This is a genomic window from Pseudomonas sp. SC3(2021) (assembly GCF_019856535.1).
GTDB lineage: Bacteria > Pseudomonadota > Gammaproteobacteria > Pseudomonadales > Pseudomonadaceae > Aquipseudomonas > Aquipseudomonas monsensis.
Genome location: NZ_CP082236.1, coordinates 3,560,287 through 3,577,013 on the forward strand (window position 1 = coordinate 3,560,287; position 16,727 = coordinate 3,577,013).

14 protein-coding genes are annotated in these 16,727 nt (G+C 58.6%); all 14 read left to right on the forward strand.

Going from position 1 to position 16,727, the window contains the following annotated elements; translation table 11 throughout:
- The first annotated feature begins 43 nt into the window (after positions 1–43).
- The 14 genes from mtnA (at position 44) to rfbA (ending at position 16,622) form a co-directional block, all read left to right on the forward strand.
- Entirely contained in the window at positions 44–1,120 is a 1,077-nt protein-coding gene (gene mtnA, locus K5Y35_RS15935) for an S-methyl-5-thioribose-1-phosphate isomerase (RefSeq protein WP_222832322.1), read from the forward strand.
- 423 nt (positions 1,121–1,543) lie between these two features.
- The gene (gene gyrA / locus K5Y35_RS15940; protein ID WP_222832323.1) at positions 1,544–4,198 is read left to right on the forward strand and encodes a DNA gyrase subunit A; all 2,655 of its coding nucleotides are present in this window, start codon (positions 1,544–1,546) and stop codon (positions 4,196–4,198) included.
- A gap of 118 nt (positions 4,199–4,316) precedes the next feature.
- The gene (serC, locus tag K5Y35_RS15945; protein WP_222018724.1) at positions 4,317–5,402 is read left to right on the forward strand and encodes a 3-phosphoserine/phosphohydroxythreonine transaminase; all 1,086 of its coding nucleotides are present in this window, start codon (positions 4,317–4,319) and stop codon (positions 5,400–5,402) included.
- Positions 5,402–6,496, forward strand: coding sequence for a prephenate dehydratase (pheA, locus tag K5Y35_RS15950; protein WP_016770924.1), 1,095 nt, complete (start codon positions 5,402–5,404; stop codon positions 6,494–6,496). Before serC ends, pheA begins: the two co-directional genes overlap by 1 nt.
- Before the next feature lie 12 nt (positions 6,497–6,508).
- Positions 6,509–7,621 carry a histidinol-phosphate transaminase gene (gene hisC, locus K5Y35_RS15955; protein ID WP_128614695.1) on the forward strand — a complete coding sequence of 371 codons (1,113 nt, stop codon included), beginning with the start codon at positions 6,509–6,511 and terminating at the stop codon, positions 7,619–7,621.
- A 28-nt stretch (positions 7,622–7,649) separates the two neighbouring features.
- Positions 7,650–9,857 carry a bifunctional prephenate dehydrogenase/3-phosphoshikimate 1-carboxyvinyltransferase gene (locus tag K5Y35_RS15960; RefSeq protein ID WP_261991197.1) on the forward strand — a complete coding sequence of 736 codons (2,208 nt, stop codon included), beginning with the start codon at positions 7,650–7,652 and terminating at the stop codon, positions 9,855–9,857.
- Positions 9,854–10,543 carry a (d)CMP kinase gene (cmk, locus tag K5Y35_RS15965; RefSeq protein WP_064391442.1) on the forward strand — a complete coding sequence of 230 codons (690 nt, stop codon included), beginning with the start codon at positions 9,854–9,856 and terminating at the stop codon, positions 10,541–10,543. Before K5Y35_RS15960 ends, cmk begins: the two co-directional genes overlap by 4 nt.
- Before the next feature lie 119 nt (positions 10,544–10,662).
- Complete coding sequence (gene rpsA / locus K5Y35_RS15970) at positions 10,663–12,345, forward strand: 30S ribosomal protein S1 (protein WP_025113090.1); 1,683 nt, start codon at positions 10,663–10,665, stop codon at positions 12,343–12,345.
- A 214-nt stretch (positions 12,346–12,559) separates the two neighbouring features.
- The gene (locus tag K5Y35_RS15975) at positions 12,560–12,838 is read left to right on the forward strand and encodes a hypothetical protein (protein ID WP_123466655.1); all 279 of its coding nucleotides are present in this window, start codon (positions 12,560–12,562) and stop codon (positions 12,836–12,838) included.
- A 143-nt stretch (positions 12,839–12,981) separates the two neighbouring features.
- Positions 12,982–13,275 (forward strand): integration host factor subunit beta, encoded by a 294-nt coding sequence (gene ihfB, locus K5Y35_RS15980; RefSeq protein WP_119429682.1) that lies wholly within the window; start codon positions 12,982–12,984, stop codon positions 13,273–13,275.
- A 27-nt stretch (positions 13,276–13,302) separates the two neighbouring features.
- The gene (locus K5Y35_RS15985) at positions 13,303–13,542 is read left to right on the forward strand and encodes a LapA family protein (RefSeq protein ID WP_123466653.1); all 240 of its coding nucleotides are present in this window, start codon (positions 13,303–13,305) and stop codon (positions 13,540–13,542) included.
- Positions 13,543–13,768: 226 nt separating this feature from the next.
- The gene (gene rfbB / locus K5Y35_RS15990; protein WP_222832325.1) at positions 13,769–14,842 is read left to right on the forward strand and encodes a dTDP-glucose 4,6-dehydratase; all 1,074 of its coding nucleotides are present in this window, start codon (positions 13,769–13,771) and stop codon (positions 14,840–14,842) included.
- A complete protein-coding gene (rfbD, locus tag K5Y35_RS15995; RefSeq protein WP_222832326.1) occupies positions 14,842–15,735 on the forward strand; it encodes a dTDP-4-dehydrorhamnose reductase in 894 nt (297 codons plus the stop codon). The genes rfbB and rfbD overlap by 1 nt, the downstream gene beginning before the upstream one ends.
- Positions 15,732–16,622 carry a glucose-1-phosphate thymidylyltransferase RfbA gene (gene rfbA / locus K5Y35_RS16000; protein WP_222832327.1) on the forward strand — a complete coding sequence of 297 codons (891 nt, stop codon included), beginning with the start codon at positions 15,732–15,734 and terminating at the stop codon, positions 16,620–16,622. The genes rfbD and rfbA overlap by 4 nt, the downstream gene beginning before the upstream one ends.
- Positions 16,623–16,727: the final 105 nt, after the last annotated feature.

The window sequence follows — 16,727 nt, forward strand, 5'->3', positions numbered from 1 at the left end:
TCGCTATAATCGGCGGCTTTTGTTCATGAGTGCGGGGTGAGGGATGCGCGATCGACTGTTGGCTGCGGAGAAAGTAAAGGCCATCGTTTGGCGAGACGGCGCGCTCCACCTGCTGGATCAGCGTGTTTTGCCATTCGAGGAAACCTGGATCGCCTACACCAGTGCCGCGGGCGTGGCTGAAGCCATTCGTTCGATGGTGGTGCGTGGCGCGCCGGCCATCGGCATCAGTGCCGCGTATGGCATCGTCCTCGCGGCCCGTGCCCGCGTGGCCGAAGGTGGCGACTGGTATGCGGCGCTGGAAGAGGATTTCGCCTTGCTGGCCGATTCTCGTCCGACCGCAGTCAATCTGTTCTGGGCGTTGGGTCGCATGCATGATCGGCTGGATCGTCTGAAAGACCATGCCGATCCACTGGCCGCGCTGGAAGCCGAAGCTATCGCCATTCATGAGAGTGACCGCGAAGCCAACCTGACCATGGCGCAGCTCGGCGTCGATCTGATCCGCAAGCACCAGGGCAATGCGCAGGCGATCCTGACCCACTGCAATACCGGCGCACTGGCCACCGGCGGTTTCGGTACGGCGCTGGGGGTGATACGCGCCGCTTATCTGGAAGGCATGGTCGAGCGTGTCTACGCCGACGAAACCCGGCCATGGCTGCAGGGTTCGCGCCTGACCGCCTGGGAACTGGCCAACGAAGGCATCCCGGTCACGTTGAACGCCGACTCCGCCGCTGCGCACATCATGAAAACCAAAGGCGTGACCTGGGTGATCGTCGGCGCTGACCGGATTACGGCCAACGGTGATGTGGCCAACAAGATCGGCACCTATCAGCTGGCCGTGAACGCCATGCATCACGGCGTGCGTTTCATGGTGGTGGCGCCGAGTTCGACCATCGACATGACTCTGGCCAGTGGCGATGACATTCCGATCGAAGAGCGTGATGGCGCCGAGTTGCTGGAAGTCGGTGGCAAGCGCGTGGGGGCGGACGTCGAGGCGTTCAACCCGGTGTTCGACGTGACCCCGGCGGATCTGATTGATGCAATCGTCACCGAAAAGGGCATCGTCGAGCGTCCGGATACGGCGAAAATGGCCCAGTTGATGTGCCGCAAGCGCCTGCATTGATTGGCTTGATATCTGCGCTGTTCTCTTCGCGAGCAAGCTCGCTCCCACAGGTTTTGTGAGCGCCACAGAACCCTGTGGGAGCGAGCTTGCTCGCGAAGGGGTCCTAAAAGTCAATAAACATCGCTAAACCAAGCCTCAATTCTGCATTCAACGAAGCTCTGAGCTTCTCTGGTCCCCTTTAAGCCTGTCACCGGTCAACTAACTATGCTCCATGCGCATCTGGGGGATAGGTGCGTGGCGGCTCTTGTGATAACATCCGGCGTTTTCCGAGGCAGCTTCACGGAGCTGTCTTCACTGCGCAAATCCGCGATCCAATGTTGATTTGTCGTAAGTCGGTGCATGGCACTCGGCCGGCCCCGACGAGCTTCGTTGCTCCCACATGGATATGACGAAGTTTCACCAGAAAAAGGAATCAGGCTTCTCATGGGCGAACTGGCCAAAGAAATCCTCCCGGTCAATATCGAAGACGAGCTGAAACAGTCCTATCTCGACTACGCGATGAGCGTAATCGTCGGCCGTGCACTGCCGGATGCGCGCGATGGCCTCAAGCCCGTGCACCGTCGCGTACTGTTCGCGATGAGCGAGCTGGGCAACGACTTCAACAAGCCGTACAAGAAATCTGCCCGTGTTGTCGGCGACGTGATCGGTAAGTATCACCCGCATGGTGATACTGCGGTGTACGACACCATCGTTCGTATGGCTCAGCCTTTCTCCCTGCGCTACCTGCTGGTAGACGGTCAGGGCAACTTCGGTTCGGTCGACGGCGATAACGCTGCGGCCATGCGATACACCGAAGTGCGCATGACCAAGCTGGCGCACGAGCTGCTGGCTGACCTGCACAAGGAAACCGTGGACTGGGTGCCGAACTACGACGGCACCGAAATGATCCCGGCGGTCATGCCGACCCGTATCCCCAACCTGCTGGTCAACGGCTCCAGCGGTATCGCCGTGGGTATGGCGACCAACATTCCGCCGCACAACCTCGGTGAAGTCATCGACGGTTGCCTGGCGCTCATCGACAACCCTGAGCTGACCGTCGATGAACTGATGCAATACATCCCCGGTCCGGACTTCCCGACCGCCGCGATCATCAACGGTCGCGCCGGCATCATCGAAGCCTACCGTACCGGTCGTGGCCGTATTTACATGCGCGCCCGCTCGATCATCGAAGACATCGACAAGGTTGGTGGCCGTCAGCAGATCGTCATCACCGAGCTGCCGTATCAGCTGAACAAGGCGCGTCTGATCGAGAAGATCGCCGAGCTGGTCAAAGAGAAGAAGCTCGAAGGCATCACTGAACTGCGTGACGAGTCCGACAAGGACGGTATGCGCGTCGTGATCGAGCTGCGTCGCGGCGAAGTGCCTGAGGTGATCCTCAACAACCTCTACGCCCAGACCCAGCTGCAATCGGTATTCGGCATCAACATTGTTGCGCTGATCGACGGCCGCCCGCGCATCCTGAACCTCAAGGATCTGCTGGAAGCCTTCGTCCGTCACCGTCGCGAAGTGGTCACCCGCCGTACCGTGTTCGAACTGCGCAAGGCGCGCGAGCGTGGTCACATCCTCGAAGGTCAGGCCGTTGCTCTGTCGAACATCGACCCGGTCATCGCCCTGATCAAGGCTTCGCCGACCCCGTCGGAAGCGAAAGAGGCGCTGGTCAGCACCCCGTGGGAATCCTCGGCGGTGGTGGCGATGGTTGAGCGTGCCGGTGCGGATTCGTGCCGTCCGGAAAACCTCGATCCGCAATACGGTCTGCGCGAAGGCAAGTACTTCCTGTCGCCAGAGCAGGCGCAAGCCATTCTCGAACTGCGTCTGCACCGTCTGACCGGTCTGGAGCACGAGAAGCTGCTGGCCGAGTATCAAGAGATCCTCAACCAGATCGGCGAGCTGATCCGCATCCTCAACAGCGCCGTGCGCCTGATGGAAGTGATCCGCGAAGAGCTGGAAGTGATCCGCGCCGAATACGGCGACGTGCGTCGCACCGAAATTCTCGATGCCCGTCTCGACCTGACCCTGGGTGACATGATCCCGGAAGAAGAGCGCGTCGTGACCATTTCCCACGGTGGCTACGCCAAGACCCAGCCATTGGCGGCGTACCAGGCTCAGCGTCGTGGCGGTAAAGGCAAATCGGCGACTGGCGTCAAGGATGAGGACTACATCGCTCACCTGCTGGTTGCCAACAGCCACACCACGCTGCTGCTGTTCTCCAGCAAGGGCAAGGTGTACTGGCTCAAGACTTACGAAATTCCGGAAGCATCGCGCGCCGCCCGTGGTCGCCCACTGGTCAACCTGCTGCCGCTGGATGACGGTGAATACATCACCACCATGCTGCCGGTCGAGGAATACACCGAAGGTCACTACATCTTTATGGCGACCGCCAACGGCACCGTGAAGAAGACCCCGCTGGAATCCTTCAGTCGTCAGCGCAGCGTCGGTCTGATCGCGCTGGAGCTGGACGAAGGCGACGTGCTGATCTCCGCGGCCATCACCGATGGCGAGCGTGAAGTCATGCTGTTCTCTGACGGCGGCAAAGTCACCCGCTTCAAAGAGTCCGACGTCCGTGCGATGGGCCGTACCGCCCGTGGTGTGCGCGGCATGCGTCTGCCAGAAGGGCAGAAGCTGATTTCGATGCTGATCCCGGAAGAAGGCAGCCAGATCCTCACCGCTTCCGAGCGTGGTTATGGCAAGCGCACCGCGATCACCGAGTTCCCTGAGTACAAGCGTGGCGGTCAGGGCGTGATCGCCATGGTCAGCAACGAGCGTAACGGCCGTCTGGTCGGTGCGGTGCAGGTGCTCGACGGCGAAGAAATCATGCTGATTTCCGATCAGGGCACCCTGGTGCGTACCCGTGTCGATGAAGTGTCGAGCCTGGGTCGTAACACGCAAGGTGTGACGCTGATCAAGCTGGCCAAGGATGAAACCCTGGTCGGTCTGGAGCGGGTTCAGGAGCCGTCGGAAGTCGAAGGTGAAGAGCTTGAAGGTGAAGAGGGCGAGGAGTTCGAAGGCAGCGTCGTGAGCGACGATGCTGACGAAGACCAGCAACTCGACGCCGCAGCAGACGAAGAACCGCAAGAATAAGCGGGCAAACGAGGGGGCGGATGAGAATTCGCCCCCTTGTTATTTGTCCGGTATGAAAACGCAGAGCCGTTTTCATCTGCAGATTTATTGTGATACCCAAATCAGAGCGAGATTGGATGTGAGCAAGCGAGCCTATAACTTCTGCGCCGGTCCTGCGGCGCTTCCTGAAGCTGTCCTGCAGCGTGCCCAGGGTGAACTCCTTGATTGGCACGGCAAGGGTTTGTCGGTCATGGAAATGAGCCATCGCAGCGATGAGTTCGTGTCCATCGCCACCCAGGCCGAGCAGGATCTGCGTGACCTGCTGAATATCCCGTCGAACTATAAAGTGCTGTTTCTGCAAGGTGGCGCCAGCCAGCAATTCGCGCAGATTCCACTGAACCTGTTGCCTGAAGGCGGCTCTGCCGACTACATCGACACCGGTATCTGGTCGCAGAAAGCCATCGAAGAGGCCTCGCGCTACGGTCACGTCAACGTTGCCGCTACCGCCAAGCCTTACGACTATTTCGCCATCCCGGGCCAGAACGAGTGGAAGCTGTCGAAAGACGCCGCTTACGTTCACTACGCGCCGAATGAAACCATCGGCGGTCTGGAGTTTCAGTGGATCCCGGAAACCGGCGACGTGCCGCTGGTGGCTGACATGTCTTCGGACATTCTCTCGCGTCCGGTCGATATCTCGCGTTTCGGCATGATCTACGCCGGCGCGCAGAAGAACATCGGCCCGAGCGGCATCGTCGTCAACATCATCCGTGAAGATCTGCTGGGCAAGGCCCGTTCGCTGTGCCCGACCATGCTCGACTACAAGGTCGCGGCCGATAACGGCTCGATGTACAACACCCCACCGACCCTGGCCTGGTATCTGTCCGGCCTGGTGTTCCAGTGGCTGAAAGAGCAGGGCGGTGTCGAAGCCATCGCCAAACTCAACGACGTCAAGCAGCGCACGCTGTACGATTTCATCGACGCCAGCGGCCTCTACAGCAACCCGATCAACAAGTCCGACCGCTCGTGGATGAACGTGCCGTTCCGTCTGGCTGACGACCGTCTGGACAAGCCGTTCCTGGCCGGTGCCGACGCGCGTGGTCTGCTCAACCTCAAGGGCCACCGCTCCGTGGGCGGCATGCGCGCCTCCATCTACAACGCCGTCGACATCAACGCCGTCAATGCGCTGGTGGCGTACATGGCTGAATTCGAGAAGGAGCACGGCTGATGTCCGAGCAAGAACTCAAGGCACTGCGCGTTCGCATCGACGCTCTGGACACCAAGGTCCTCGAGCTGATCAGTGAGCGTGCGCGTTGCGCCCAGGAAGTCGCGCGAGTAAAGATGGCCTCGCTGGCCGAAGGCGAAGTGCCGGTGTTCTATCGTCCCGAGCGTGAAGCTCAGGTGCTCAAGCGGGTGATGGAGCGCAATCAGGGGCCGCTGGGCAACGAAGAGATGGCGCGGTTGTTCCGCGAAATCATGTCCTCGTGCCTGGCGCTGGAGCAGCCGCTGAAAGTGGCTTATCTGGGGCCTGAGGGCACCTTCACCCAGGCGGCGGCCATGAAGCACTTCGGTCACGCGGTGATCAGCAAGCCGATGGCGGCGATCGACGAAGTGTTCCGTGAGGTGGCAGCAGGTGCGGTGAATTTTGGCGTGGTGCCGGTGGAGAACTCCACCGAGGGCGCGGTCAACCACACGCTGGACAGCTTCCTCGAACACGACATGGTGATCTGCGGCGAAGTAGAGCTGCGCATTCACCATCACTTGTTGGTTGGTGAAAACACCAAGACCGACAGCATCAGTCGCATCTACTCCCACGCGCAGTCGCTGGCCCAGTGCCGTAAGTGGCTGGACGCGCACTACCCGAACGTCGAGCGCGTGGCGGTGTCCAGCAACGCCGAAGCGGCGAAGCGGGTCAAGGGCGAGTGGAACTCGGCGGCGATTGCCGGCGACATGGCGGCAGGGCTGTATGGCCTGACGCGTCTGGCCGAGAAGATCGAAGACCGTCCGGACAACTCGACGCGCTTCCTGATGATCGGTAACCAGGAAGTGCCACCGACCGGCGACGACAAGACTTCGATCATCGTCTCGATGAGCAACAAGCCCGGCGCGCTCCACGAGCTGCTGGTGCCGTTCCATGACAACGGCATCGACCTGACCCGGATCGAAACCCGTCCGTCGCGCAGCGGCAAATGGACCTACGTGTTCTTCATCGACTTCGTCGGCCACCACCGTGATCCGTTGATCAAGGGTGTGCTGGAAAAGATCAGTCAGGAAGCAGTAGCACTCAAAGTGCTGGGTTCCTACCCGAAAGCAGTTCTCTAAGGGCGGTAGCAAATGAGTGGCAACTTCCTCGCTCTGGCACAGCCGGGCGTGCAACAACTCTCGCCGTATGTTCCGGGCAAGCCTGTGGATGAGCTGGCCCGCGAGCTGGATCTGGATCCGGCGAAAATCGTCAAACTGGCGAGCAACGAAAACCCGCTGGGCGCCAGTCCGAAAGCGCTGGCGGCGATCCGCGAAGAGCTGGCCGAGCTGACCCGTTATCCGGACGGCAACGGTTTTGCGCTGAAATCCCTGTTGGCCGAGCAGTGCCGCGTCGAGCTGAGCCAGGTCACTCTGGGTAACGGTTCCAACGACATTCTCGAGCTGGTGGCGCGCGCCTATCTGGCGCCGGGCCTGAATGCAGTGTTCAGTGAGCATGCGTTTGCTGTCTATCCGATTGCGACTCAGGCCGTTGGCGCTCAGGCCAAAGTGGTTCCGGCCAAGGATTGGGGGCATGACCTGCCGGCCATGCTCGCGGCCATCGACGCCAACACCCGCGTGGTATTCATCGCCAACCCGAACAACCCGACCGGTACCTGGTTCGGCGCCGAAGCGCTGGACGAGTTCCTGCAGGATGTTCCGGAGCACGTTCTGGTGGTGCTGGACGAGGCTTACATCGAGTACGCCGAAGGCAGTGATTTGCCGGACGGTCTGGACTTCCTTGCCGCGTATCCGAATCTGCTGGTTTCGCGCACCTTCTCCAAAGCCTATGGTCTGGCGGCACTGCGGGTTGGCTACGGTCTGTCGACTCCGGTGGTCGCTGATGTGCTGAACCGCGTTCGCCAGCCGTTCAACGTCAACAGCCTCGCCCTCGCGGCAGCCTGTGCAGCATTGAAGGACGATGAGTATCTGGCGCAAAGCCGTCAGCTCAACGAGTCGGGCATGCAGCAACTGCAAGCCGGTTTCCGTGAGCTGGGTCTGGGCTGGATCGAATCCAAAGGCAACTTCATCTGCGTCGATCTCGCTCAGGTCGCTGCCCCGGTATTCCAGGGATTGCTGCGCGAAGGCGTGATCGTGCGTCCAGTGGCCAACTACGGCATGCCGAACCACCTGCGGGTGACCATCGGTCTGCCAGCGGAAAACAGCCGCTTCCTCGAAGCGCTGCGCAAGGTTCTGGCTCGTGGGTGATGTCACTGCACTGCAATCTGCTGCACCTATGATCGGGCGCCTTGTGGTGGTCGGTCTGGGGTTGATCGGTGGTTCGTTTGCCAAAGGCTTGCGTGAAAGCGGCGTGTGTCGCGAAGTGGTCGGGGTCGATCTCGACCCGCAATCGCGCAAGCTGGCGGTCGAGTTGGGGGTGGTGGATCGTTGCGAGGACGATCTGATTGCCGCGTGTCAGGGCGCCGACGTGATTCAGCTGGCGGTGCCGATCCTGGCCATGGAAAAAGTGCTGGCCCGTCTGGCGAGCGTTGATCTGGGCGCGGCGATTTTGACCGATGTCGGCAGTGCCAAGGGCAATGTGGTGCGTGCGGCGACCGAGGCGTTCGGCGGTATGCCGGCGCGTTTCGTGCCGGGGCATCCGATTGCCGGTTCCGAGCAGAGCGGGGTGGAAGCTTCTAACGCTGAACTGTTCCGTCGGCACAAGGTGATCCTGACACCGCTTGAGCAAACCGATCCGGCGGCGCTGGCGGTGGTCGATCGCTTGTGGCGCGAATTGGGCGCTGACGTCGAGCACATGCAGGTCGAGCGTCACGATGAAGTGTTGGCTGCGACCAGTCATCTGCCGCACCTGCTGGCCTTCGGTCTGGTCGATTCGTTAGCCAAGCGCAATGAAAATCTTGAGATCTTCCGTTACGCTGCGGGCGGTTTCCGCGATTTCACAAGAATCGCCGGAAGCGACCCGGTGATGTGGCACGACATCTTCCTCGCCAATCGCGAGGCTGTCCTGCGCACACTCGATACATTTCGCAGCGACCTCGACGCCTTGCGCGACGCGGTCGATGCAGGGGATGGGCACCAATTGTTGGGCGTCTTCACGCGCGCCCGGGTTGCCCGCGAGCATTTCAGTAAAATCCTGGCCCGCAGGGCCTATGTGGACGCTATGAATTCCAACGATCTGATCTTCCTGGCTCAACCTGGTGGCCGCCTTTCCGGTCGGATTCGCGTACCGGGTGACAAATCGATTTCCCACCGCTCGATCATGCTCGGCTCCTTGGCTGAAGGCGTGACTGAAGTGGAAGGTTTCCTCGAGGGCGAAGACGCCCTGGCGACCTTGCAGGCTTTCCGCGACATGGGTGTGGTCATCGAAGGCCCGCACCACGGCCGCGTGACCATTCACGGTGTCGGCCTGCATGGCTTGAAGCCGGCGCCGGGCCCGATCTATCTGGGCAACTCCGGTACGTCGATGCGCCTGCTGTCCGGCCTGCTGGCCGCGCAGGACTTCGACAGCACCCTGACCGGCGATGCGTCGCTGTCCAAGCGTCCGATGAATCGCGTGGCCAATCCACTGCGTGAAATGGGCGCCGTGATCGAAACCGCTGCCGAAGGTCGTCCGCCGATGACCATTCGCGGTGGTCACAAGCTCAAGGGGCTGACCTACACCATGCCGATGGCCAGCGCTCAGGTGAAATCCTGCCTGCTGCTCGCCGGCCTGTACGCGGAAGGCAAGACCACTGTGACCGAGCCGGCTCCGACTCGCGATCACACCGAGCGCATGCTGCGTGGTTTCGGCTACCCGGTCAGCGTTGAAGGTGCGACGGCTTCGGTCGAGTCCGGTGGCAAGTTGACTGCGACCCACATTGAAGTGCCGGGTGACATCTCGTCGTCGGCGTTCTTCCTGGTGGCAGCGTCGATCGCCGAAGGTTCGGAGCTGGTACTTGAGCACGTCGGCATCAACCCGACTCGTACCGGTGTTATCGACATCCTGCGCCTGATGGGTGCGGACATCACTCTGGAAAACCAGCGTGAAGTCGGCGGCGAGCCTGTGGCTGACCTGCGCGTGCGGGCAGCTAAGCTTAAAGGTATCGAGATTCCGGAAGAGTTGGTCCCGTTGGCGATCGACGAATTCCCGGTGCTGTTCGTGGCTGCTGCCTGTGCTGAAGGGCGCACCGTGCTGACCGGCGCTGAAGAGCTGCGGGTCAAGGAATCGGATCGTATTCAAGTGATGGCGGACGGCCTGTTGGCACTGGGCGTCAAATGCCAGCCGACTCCGGACGGCATCATCATCGACGGCGGCCAGATCGGCGGCGGCGAAGTGCATGGTCACGGCGATCACCGTATCGCAATGGCTTTCAGTGTGGCCTCCCTGCGTGCCACCGCACCGATCCGCATCCATGATTGCGCCAACGTCGCGACGTCGTTCCCCAACTTCCTCGCATTGTGCGGGCAGGTCGGCATTTGTGTGGCACAAGAGGCTCAGTCGTGAAAAACATTGCACCGGTCATCACCATTGATGGGCCAAGCGGCTCGGGCAAAGGCACCGTAGCCGGGATTCTGGCCAAGCGTCTGGGCTGGAACCTGCTGGATTCCGGTGCGCTTTACCGTTTGCTCGCCTTTGCCGCGCATAACCATGGCGTTGATCTGACCAATGAAGAGCTGCTGAAGAAACTCGCCGCTCATCTGGATGTGCAGTTCATTGCGGCGACCGAAGGTCAGTTGCAGCGAATCATTCTGGAAGGTGATGAAGTCAGCGATGTCATCCGCACCGAAAGCGTCGGTTCCGGCGCTTCGCAAGTGGCTGCATTGCCCGCCGTACGCGAGGCGCTGCTGCAGCGCCAGCGTGCGTTCCAGGAAGCGCCGGGCCTGGTGGCCGATGGTCGCGACATGGGTACGGTGGTGTTTCCCGATGCACCGCTGAAGATTTTCCTGACCGCCAGTGCCGAGGAGAGGGCGCGCCGTCGATATTTGCAGTTGAAGGGCAAAGTCGAGGGTGTTAGTCTGTCGAGTCTGCTAGATGAGATCCGTGCACGCGACGAGCGTGATACCCAGCGCGCAGTGGCCCCGCTCAAACCGGCGGCCGACGCGATACAGCTGGATTCCACGGAGTTGTCCATCGATCAGGTGCTTGAACGCATCATGAGCGAGATCGCCATTCGCGATATCGCCGGGTGACCAAGAAGGTTGCAGGGGACCAGTCATAGTCCTGCGGCGCTTCTTCTATATGAAACTAACCCACACCGTCTGGGGTGTGGAGATGGGCGTATCCTTCGCCCTCATTTACAGGAATTAAAATGAGCGAAAGCTTTGCGGAACTCTTTGAAGAAAGCCTAAAAACCCTGAACCTTCAGGCAGGCTCCATCATCACCGGTGTTATCGTTGATATCGATTACCAAGCTCGCTGGGTAACCGTTCACGCTGGCCTGAAGTCTGAAGCACTCATCCCGCTTGAGCAGTTCTACAACGACGCTGGCGATCTGACTATCAATGTCGGTGACGAAGTTCACGTTGCGCTGGACTCGGTTGAAGACGGTTTCGGTGAAACCAAGCTGTCCCGTGAAAAAGCCAAGCGCGCTGAATGCTGGATCGTTCTGGAAGCAGCCTTCGCAGCTGAGGAAGTGGTCAAGGGCGTTATCAACGGTAAGGTTAAAGGCGGCTTCACTGTCGACGTTAACGGCATCCGTGCGTTCCTGCCAGGTTCCCTGGTTGACGTCCGTCCAGTGCGCGACACCACGCACCTGGAAGGCAAAGAGCTGGAATTCAAGGTCATCAAGCTGGACCAGAAGCGCAACAACGTTGTCGTTTCCCGTCGCAGCGTCCTGGAAGCCGAGAACTCCGCCGAGCGTGAAGCTCTGCTGGAATCCCTGCAGGAAGGCCAGCAAGTCAAAGGTATCGTCAAAAACCTCACCGATTACGGCGCATTCGTCGATCTGGGTGGCGTGGACGGCCTGCTGCACATCACCGACATGGCCTGGAAGCGCATCAAGCATCCTTCCGAGATCGTCAACGTTGGTGACGAAATCGACGTTAAGGTTCTGAAATACGATCGCGAACGCAACCGTGTTTCCCTGGGCCTGAAGCAACTGGGCGAAGATCCATGGGTTGCTATCAAAGCCCGTTACCCAGAAAGCACTCGCGTTACCGCTCGTGTAACCAACCTGACTGACTACGGCTGCTTCGCTGAGCTGGAAGAAGGCGTTGAAGGTCTGGTACACGTTTCGGAAATGGACTGGACCAACAAGAACATCCACCCTTCGAAAGTCGTACAAGTCGGCGACGAAGTGGAAGTCATGGTTCTGGACATCGACGAAGAGCGTCGTCGTATCTCCCTGGGCATCAAGCAGTGCAAGTCGAACCCGTGGGAAGACTTCTCTGGCCAGTTCAACAAGGGCGACAAGATCTCCGGCACCATCAAGTCGATCACCGATTTCGGTATCTTCATTGGTCTGGACGGCGGCATCGACGGTCTGGTTCACCTGTCCGACATCTCCTGGAACGAAGTGGGCGAAGAAGCCGTACGTCGTTTCAAGAAGGGCGACGAGCTGGACACCGTTATCCTGTCGGTTGACCCAGAGCGCGAGCGCATCTCCCTGGGCATCAAGCAACTGGAAAGCGATCCGTTCTCCGAGTACGTCTCGGTTAACGACAAAGGCGCAATCGTTACTGGCACCGTGAAAGAAGTTGACGCCAAAGGCGCCATCATCGTTCTGGCCGACGATATCGAAGCGACTCTGAAAGCCTCCGAAATCAGCCGTGACCGCGTTGAAGACGCGCGCAACGTTCTGAAAGAAGGCCAGCAAGTAGAAGCCAAGATCATTAGCGTTGATCGTAAGAGCCGTGTAATTCAGCTGTCGATCAAATCGAAAGACGATGCTGAAGAGAAAGAAGCTATCCAGAGCCTGAACTCCGTTCAGGAAGCTCCAGCCGATACCACTATGGCTGCTCTGCTGAAGCAAGCAATGGCCAAACAGAACTAAGTTCTGCTTGATCATGAAAAAGGGCGACTTCGGTCGCCCTTTTTTGTGCCTGCGATTTACCGATTTTTGCCGTCCTGTTTTATGAGTGTGCTTGTGGGTGAAACCAAATCATTTCCCTGATGGTCTGTTTCTTTAATCGGATCAATCGCCTATTCACGACTAAGCTAGGTCTTAAGCGTGTAGTCGTCGGGCTTCGCCTGACATAAGGAAGTGAATGAACAAGTTTATCGTCCTCTTGGCTGCTGTGGTTCTAGCGGGCTGTACCACCAGCGCCAAGACCCATGCGGTGCGAGGTGTCAGTGGCATAGAGATAGACTGCTCCGGATTGGGCTCTGGCTGGGACAAGTGTCAGCGGCGTGCGGCGAAGGAGTGCAAGGGGGCTGGATACAAGGTGATCACGCGATCTGACGATGCCAGGGATGAGGAGGAGTTTCCTTTTGGCTTCAACCCGGCAGGCTACGTCACCCGGACGATGCTGGTGATATGCCGGTAGAGCGTGTTTGCGGGTTTGATGCCCTGAAAACGGGCGTTTCGGCGCCGAGGAAGATATGTCAATCCCTGGGCTGTTCAAAATCTTCCGGGCGTGCTAAAACCTTTCAAGCGCTGATCTAGCTGCTTGAAAAAGAAGGGAAAAATATGACGAAGTCGGAGTTGATCGAACGAATTGTCACCCATCAAGGGCTACTCTCATCCAAGGATGTGGAGCTGGCCATCAAGACCATGCTTGAACAAATGTCCCAATGTCTGGCGACCGGTGATCGTATCGAGATCCGTGGGTTTGGCAGCTTCTCATTGCACTATCGTGCCCCGCGCGTAGGCCGCAATCCAAAAACCGGCCAGTCGGTCAGCCTTGACGGCAAATTCGTTCCGCATTTCAAGCCAGGTAAAGAGCTGCGTGATCGGGTGAACGAAGAGGAGGACGAGATTTGACAGTCGGGACTCTGCAGGGAGTTATTCATGCGTAATCTCAAGCGCATGCTTCTTGGCGCATTCATTCTTTTGCTGGTGTTGGTTGTTCTGGCATTCGTTCTGGAAAACCAGCAATCGATCTCGCTGATATTCCTCGGCTGGTCGGCTCCACAACTTCCGGCATCGCTTGTAATGGTTTTGGCGTTGCTTGTGGGTATGTTGATTGGTCCAATACTCGCCTGGTTTCTGGGGCGTTCGTCCAGAGCCTCGCGCAAGCGTCTGGTCTGAAATGGCAGCGGCGGGGCATCTGTCGAAATTGCGCTCTGGTCCATCTATATCCATTAGTAAATCGTTCATTAAGCTGTAAAATGCCGCCCTTATTCGATAGCGGCCTGTTTGCGCGTCGTCAAAGGCTGGCTTCAGCAGGCGCCTTTCGATGTAATGACAGTTGCGATCATGGACCGGACAGCGCTCGATTGGCGGTACTGTCAGCAACTCAAGGGTATGGTTTCGCGTGAAAATTCTAGTGACCGGCGGCGCCGGGTTTATTGGCTCGGCAGTTATTCGTCATATTATTTCCAATACAACCGACTCCGTAGTGAACGTCGACAAGCTGACGTATGCCGGTAATCTTGAATCGCTGGCGCAAGTCAGTCAGGACGAACGTTATGTTTTCGAGCGAGTGGATATCTGCGATCGCCAGCAGATAGACCGTGTGCTGCAAACGCATCAGCCGGATGCGATCATGCACCTGGCGGCAGAGTCCCATGTCGACCGTTCGATTTCCGGGCCCTCCGAATTCATTCAGACCAACATCATTGGTACGTACACCTTGCTGGAGGCGGCACGCCACTATTGGCTGGCCCTGGACGATGTGCGCAAGGGCGCTTTTCGCTTCCACCATATCTCGACGGACGAGGTGTACGGCGACCTTGAAGGGCCTGAAGACCTGTTCACCGAAGAGACACCCTATCAACCGAGTTCGCCGTATTCGGCCAGCAAGGCCAGTTCCGATCACCTGGTGCGTGCGTGGGCCAGAACCTACGGCCTTCCGACCCTGGTCACCAATTGCTCGAACAACTACGGTCCGTGTCACTTTCCCGAGAAGCTCATTCCGCTGATTATCCTCAATGCGCTGGAAGGCAAACCCTTGCCGGTGTATGGCAAAGGTGACCAGGTACGTGACTGGCTTTATGTCGAGGATCATGCCCGCGCGCTTTATAAAGTCGTGACCGAAGGCGTGGTTGGCCAGACTTACAACATTGGCGGCCATAACGAAAAGCAGAATATTGAAGTAGTGCACACACTGTGTGCGTTGCTCGATGAGTTGCGCCCCGATTCGGCCTATTGCCCGCACGCCAGTCTGATCACTTATGTGCAGGATCGACCTGGCCACGACCAGCGTTATGCAATCGATGCCAGCAAGATCCAGCGTGAGCTGGGCTGGACGCCAGAGGAAACCTTTGAGACCGGGATCCGTAAAACGGTCGAATGGTATTTGAGCAATGCTGATTGGGTTGCGCATGTGAAGAGTGGCGCCTACCAGCAATGGATCGATCAGAATTATGCGGATCGTTCGAGCAAGTGATGAAAATTCTGCTGCTGGGCAAAAGCGGGCAAGTCGGGTGGGAGCTTCAGCGCTCGCTCGCTCCGCTCGGCCAGTTGATTGCCCTTGATCGTCACGGCGCAGATGGCCTTTGCGCAGATCTCTGCGACCTCGTCGGGCTGCGCGCCACGATTCGCACGCTTCGTCCCGATGTCATTGTCAACGCTGCTGCATACACCGCCGTCGACAAGGCTGAGGTCGAGATGCAACTGGCCGATTGTGTGAACGCTCAGGCCAGTCAGGTCATGGCTGAAGAGGCAGCAGCCTTGGGAGCATGGCTGATTCACTATTCGACCGACTATGTATTCAACGGCCAGGGAACCACGCCCTGGGTGGAAACAGATGCCGTCGATCCGCTGAATCATTACGGCGCGAGCAAAATGGCTGGTGAAAACGCCATTATTGCCTCGGGCTGCAAACATCTGATTTTTCGAACCAGCTGGGTTTACGGCGCCCGTGGCAGCAACTTTGCCAAAACCATGATGCGCCTGGCCAAAGAGCGCGAAACCCTGAAGGTCATTTGCGACCAGATCGGCGCGCCAACGGGGGCGGATCTGATTGCCGATGTCACCGCTCTGGCGATTCAGCGCGTCAAGCTGGATCCACAGTTGTCCGGTGTGTACCACCTGGTGGCCGGCGGGGAAGTGTCCTGGCATGGTTATGCGTCCTTTGTGATTGACTTTGCCCGTACCTGCGGCGAAGCGTTCGCGGTCACTGCGATCGACCCGATTCCCACCAGCGCCTATCCGACGCCGGCGTGCCGTCCCTTGAATTCTCGTTTGAATACACGGAAGTTGTGTGACGCCTTTTCTCTACACTTGCCGGACTGGCAAAGTGGTGTAACCCGAATGCTCAGGGAAATTCTGAATAAATGATCAATACTAACCGTAAAGGCATCATTCTGGCCGGCGGCTCGGGGACTCGTTTGCACCCGGTCACCCTGGGCGTGTCCAAGCAACTGCTGCCCATCTACGATAAACCGATGATTTTTTACCCGCTGTCGGTACTGATGCTGGCAGGCATGCGTGAAATCCTGATCATTTCCACCCCGGAGGACTTGCCGAATTTCCGCAAGTTGCTGGGTGATGGCAGCCTGTACGGGATCGAGTTGAGTTATGCCGAACAGCCAAGTCCCGACGGGCTTGCGCAAGCCTTCATCATTGGTGAAGAGTTCATTGGCGACGACCCTTGCTGCCTGATTCTCGGCGACAATATTTTCTACGGACAATATTTCACCGAAAACCTGCGCTCCGCCAATGCCCAGCCTTCGGGGGCGACGGTCTTCGGTTATCACGTTTCCGATCCGGAGCGTTTCGGGGTGGTGGAGTTCGATGCCAACGGCAGCGCGCTGAGCATTGAAGAGAAGCCGCAAAAACCGAAATCCAATTACGCGGTCACCGGCCTGTATTTTTACGATAACCAGGTCGTGGAAATCGCTAAAAACATCAAGCCTTCAGAGCGTGGCGAGCTGGAAATCACCGACATCAACCGCGCTTATCTGGAACAAAAGACGCTCAACGTCGAAATGTTGGGTCGCGGCTTCGCCTGGCTGGATACCGGTACTCACGACTCGCTGCTTGAAGCCGGTCACTTCGTGCATACCATCGAGCATCGCCAGGGCCTGAAGGTCGCTTGCCTGGAAGAAATCGCTTATCACAACGGCTGGATTACCGCTGAGCAGGTCGATGCCCAGGCGCAGCGCCTGAAGAAAACCGGTTATGGTCAATATTTGCAGAAGTTGCTGGATCAGCCGTCGCATTGATGGCCGTTTTGCCTTTGACGTCGGTCTGTTGCATTCAATTGTCGAGTTATTAATAGCGGGCAGCCGCTGTAGAATGGCCGACAGCATCGGGCAATGTATTCGACG

Coding starts and splice junctions, on each gene's coding strand:
- mtnA (WP_222832322.1), top strand. CDS start 44: ATGCGCGATCGACTGTTGGCTGCGGAGAAAGTAAAGGCCATCGTTTGG.
- K5Y35_RS15975 (WP_123466655.1), top strand. CDS start 12,560: ATGAACAAGTTTATCGTCCTCTTGGCTGCTGTGGTTCTAGCGGGCTGT.
- K5Y35_RS15960 (WP_261991197.1), top strand. CDS start 7,650: ATGATCGGGCGCCTTGTGGTGGTCGGTCTGGGGTTGATCGGTGGTTCG.
- ihfB (WP_119429682.1), top strand. CDS start 12,982: ATGACGAAGTCGGAGTTGATCGAACGAATTGTCACCCATCAAGGGCTA.
- rfbD (WP_222832326.1), top strand. CDS start 14,842: ATGAAAATTCTGCTGCTGGGCAAAAGCGGGCAAGTCGGGTGGGAGCTT.
- rfbA (WP_222832327.1), top strand. CDS start 15,732: ATGATCAATACTAACCGTAAAGGCATCATTCTGGCCGGCGGCTCGGGG.
- pheA (WP_016770924.1), top strand. CDS start 5,402: ATGTCCGAGCAAGAACTCAAGGCACTGCGCGTTCGCATCGACGCTCTG.
- rpsA (WP_025113090.1), top strand. CDS start 10,663: ATGAGCGAAAGCTTTGCGGAACTCTTTGAAGAAAGCCTAAAAACCCTG.
- gyrA (WP_222832323.1), top strand. CDS start 1,544: ATGGGCGAACTGGCCAAAGAAATCCTCCCGGTCAATATCGAAGACGAG.
- hisC (WP_128614695.1), top strand. CDS start 6,509: ATGAGTGGCAACTTCCTCGCTCTGGCACAGCCGGGCGTGCAACAACTC.
- K5Y35_RS15985 (WP_123466653.1), top strand. CDS start 13,303: ATGCGTAATCTCAAGCGCATGCTTCTTGGCGCATTCATTCTTTTGCTG.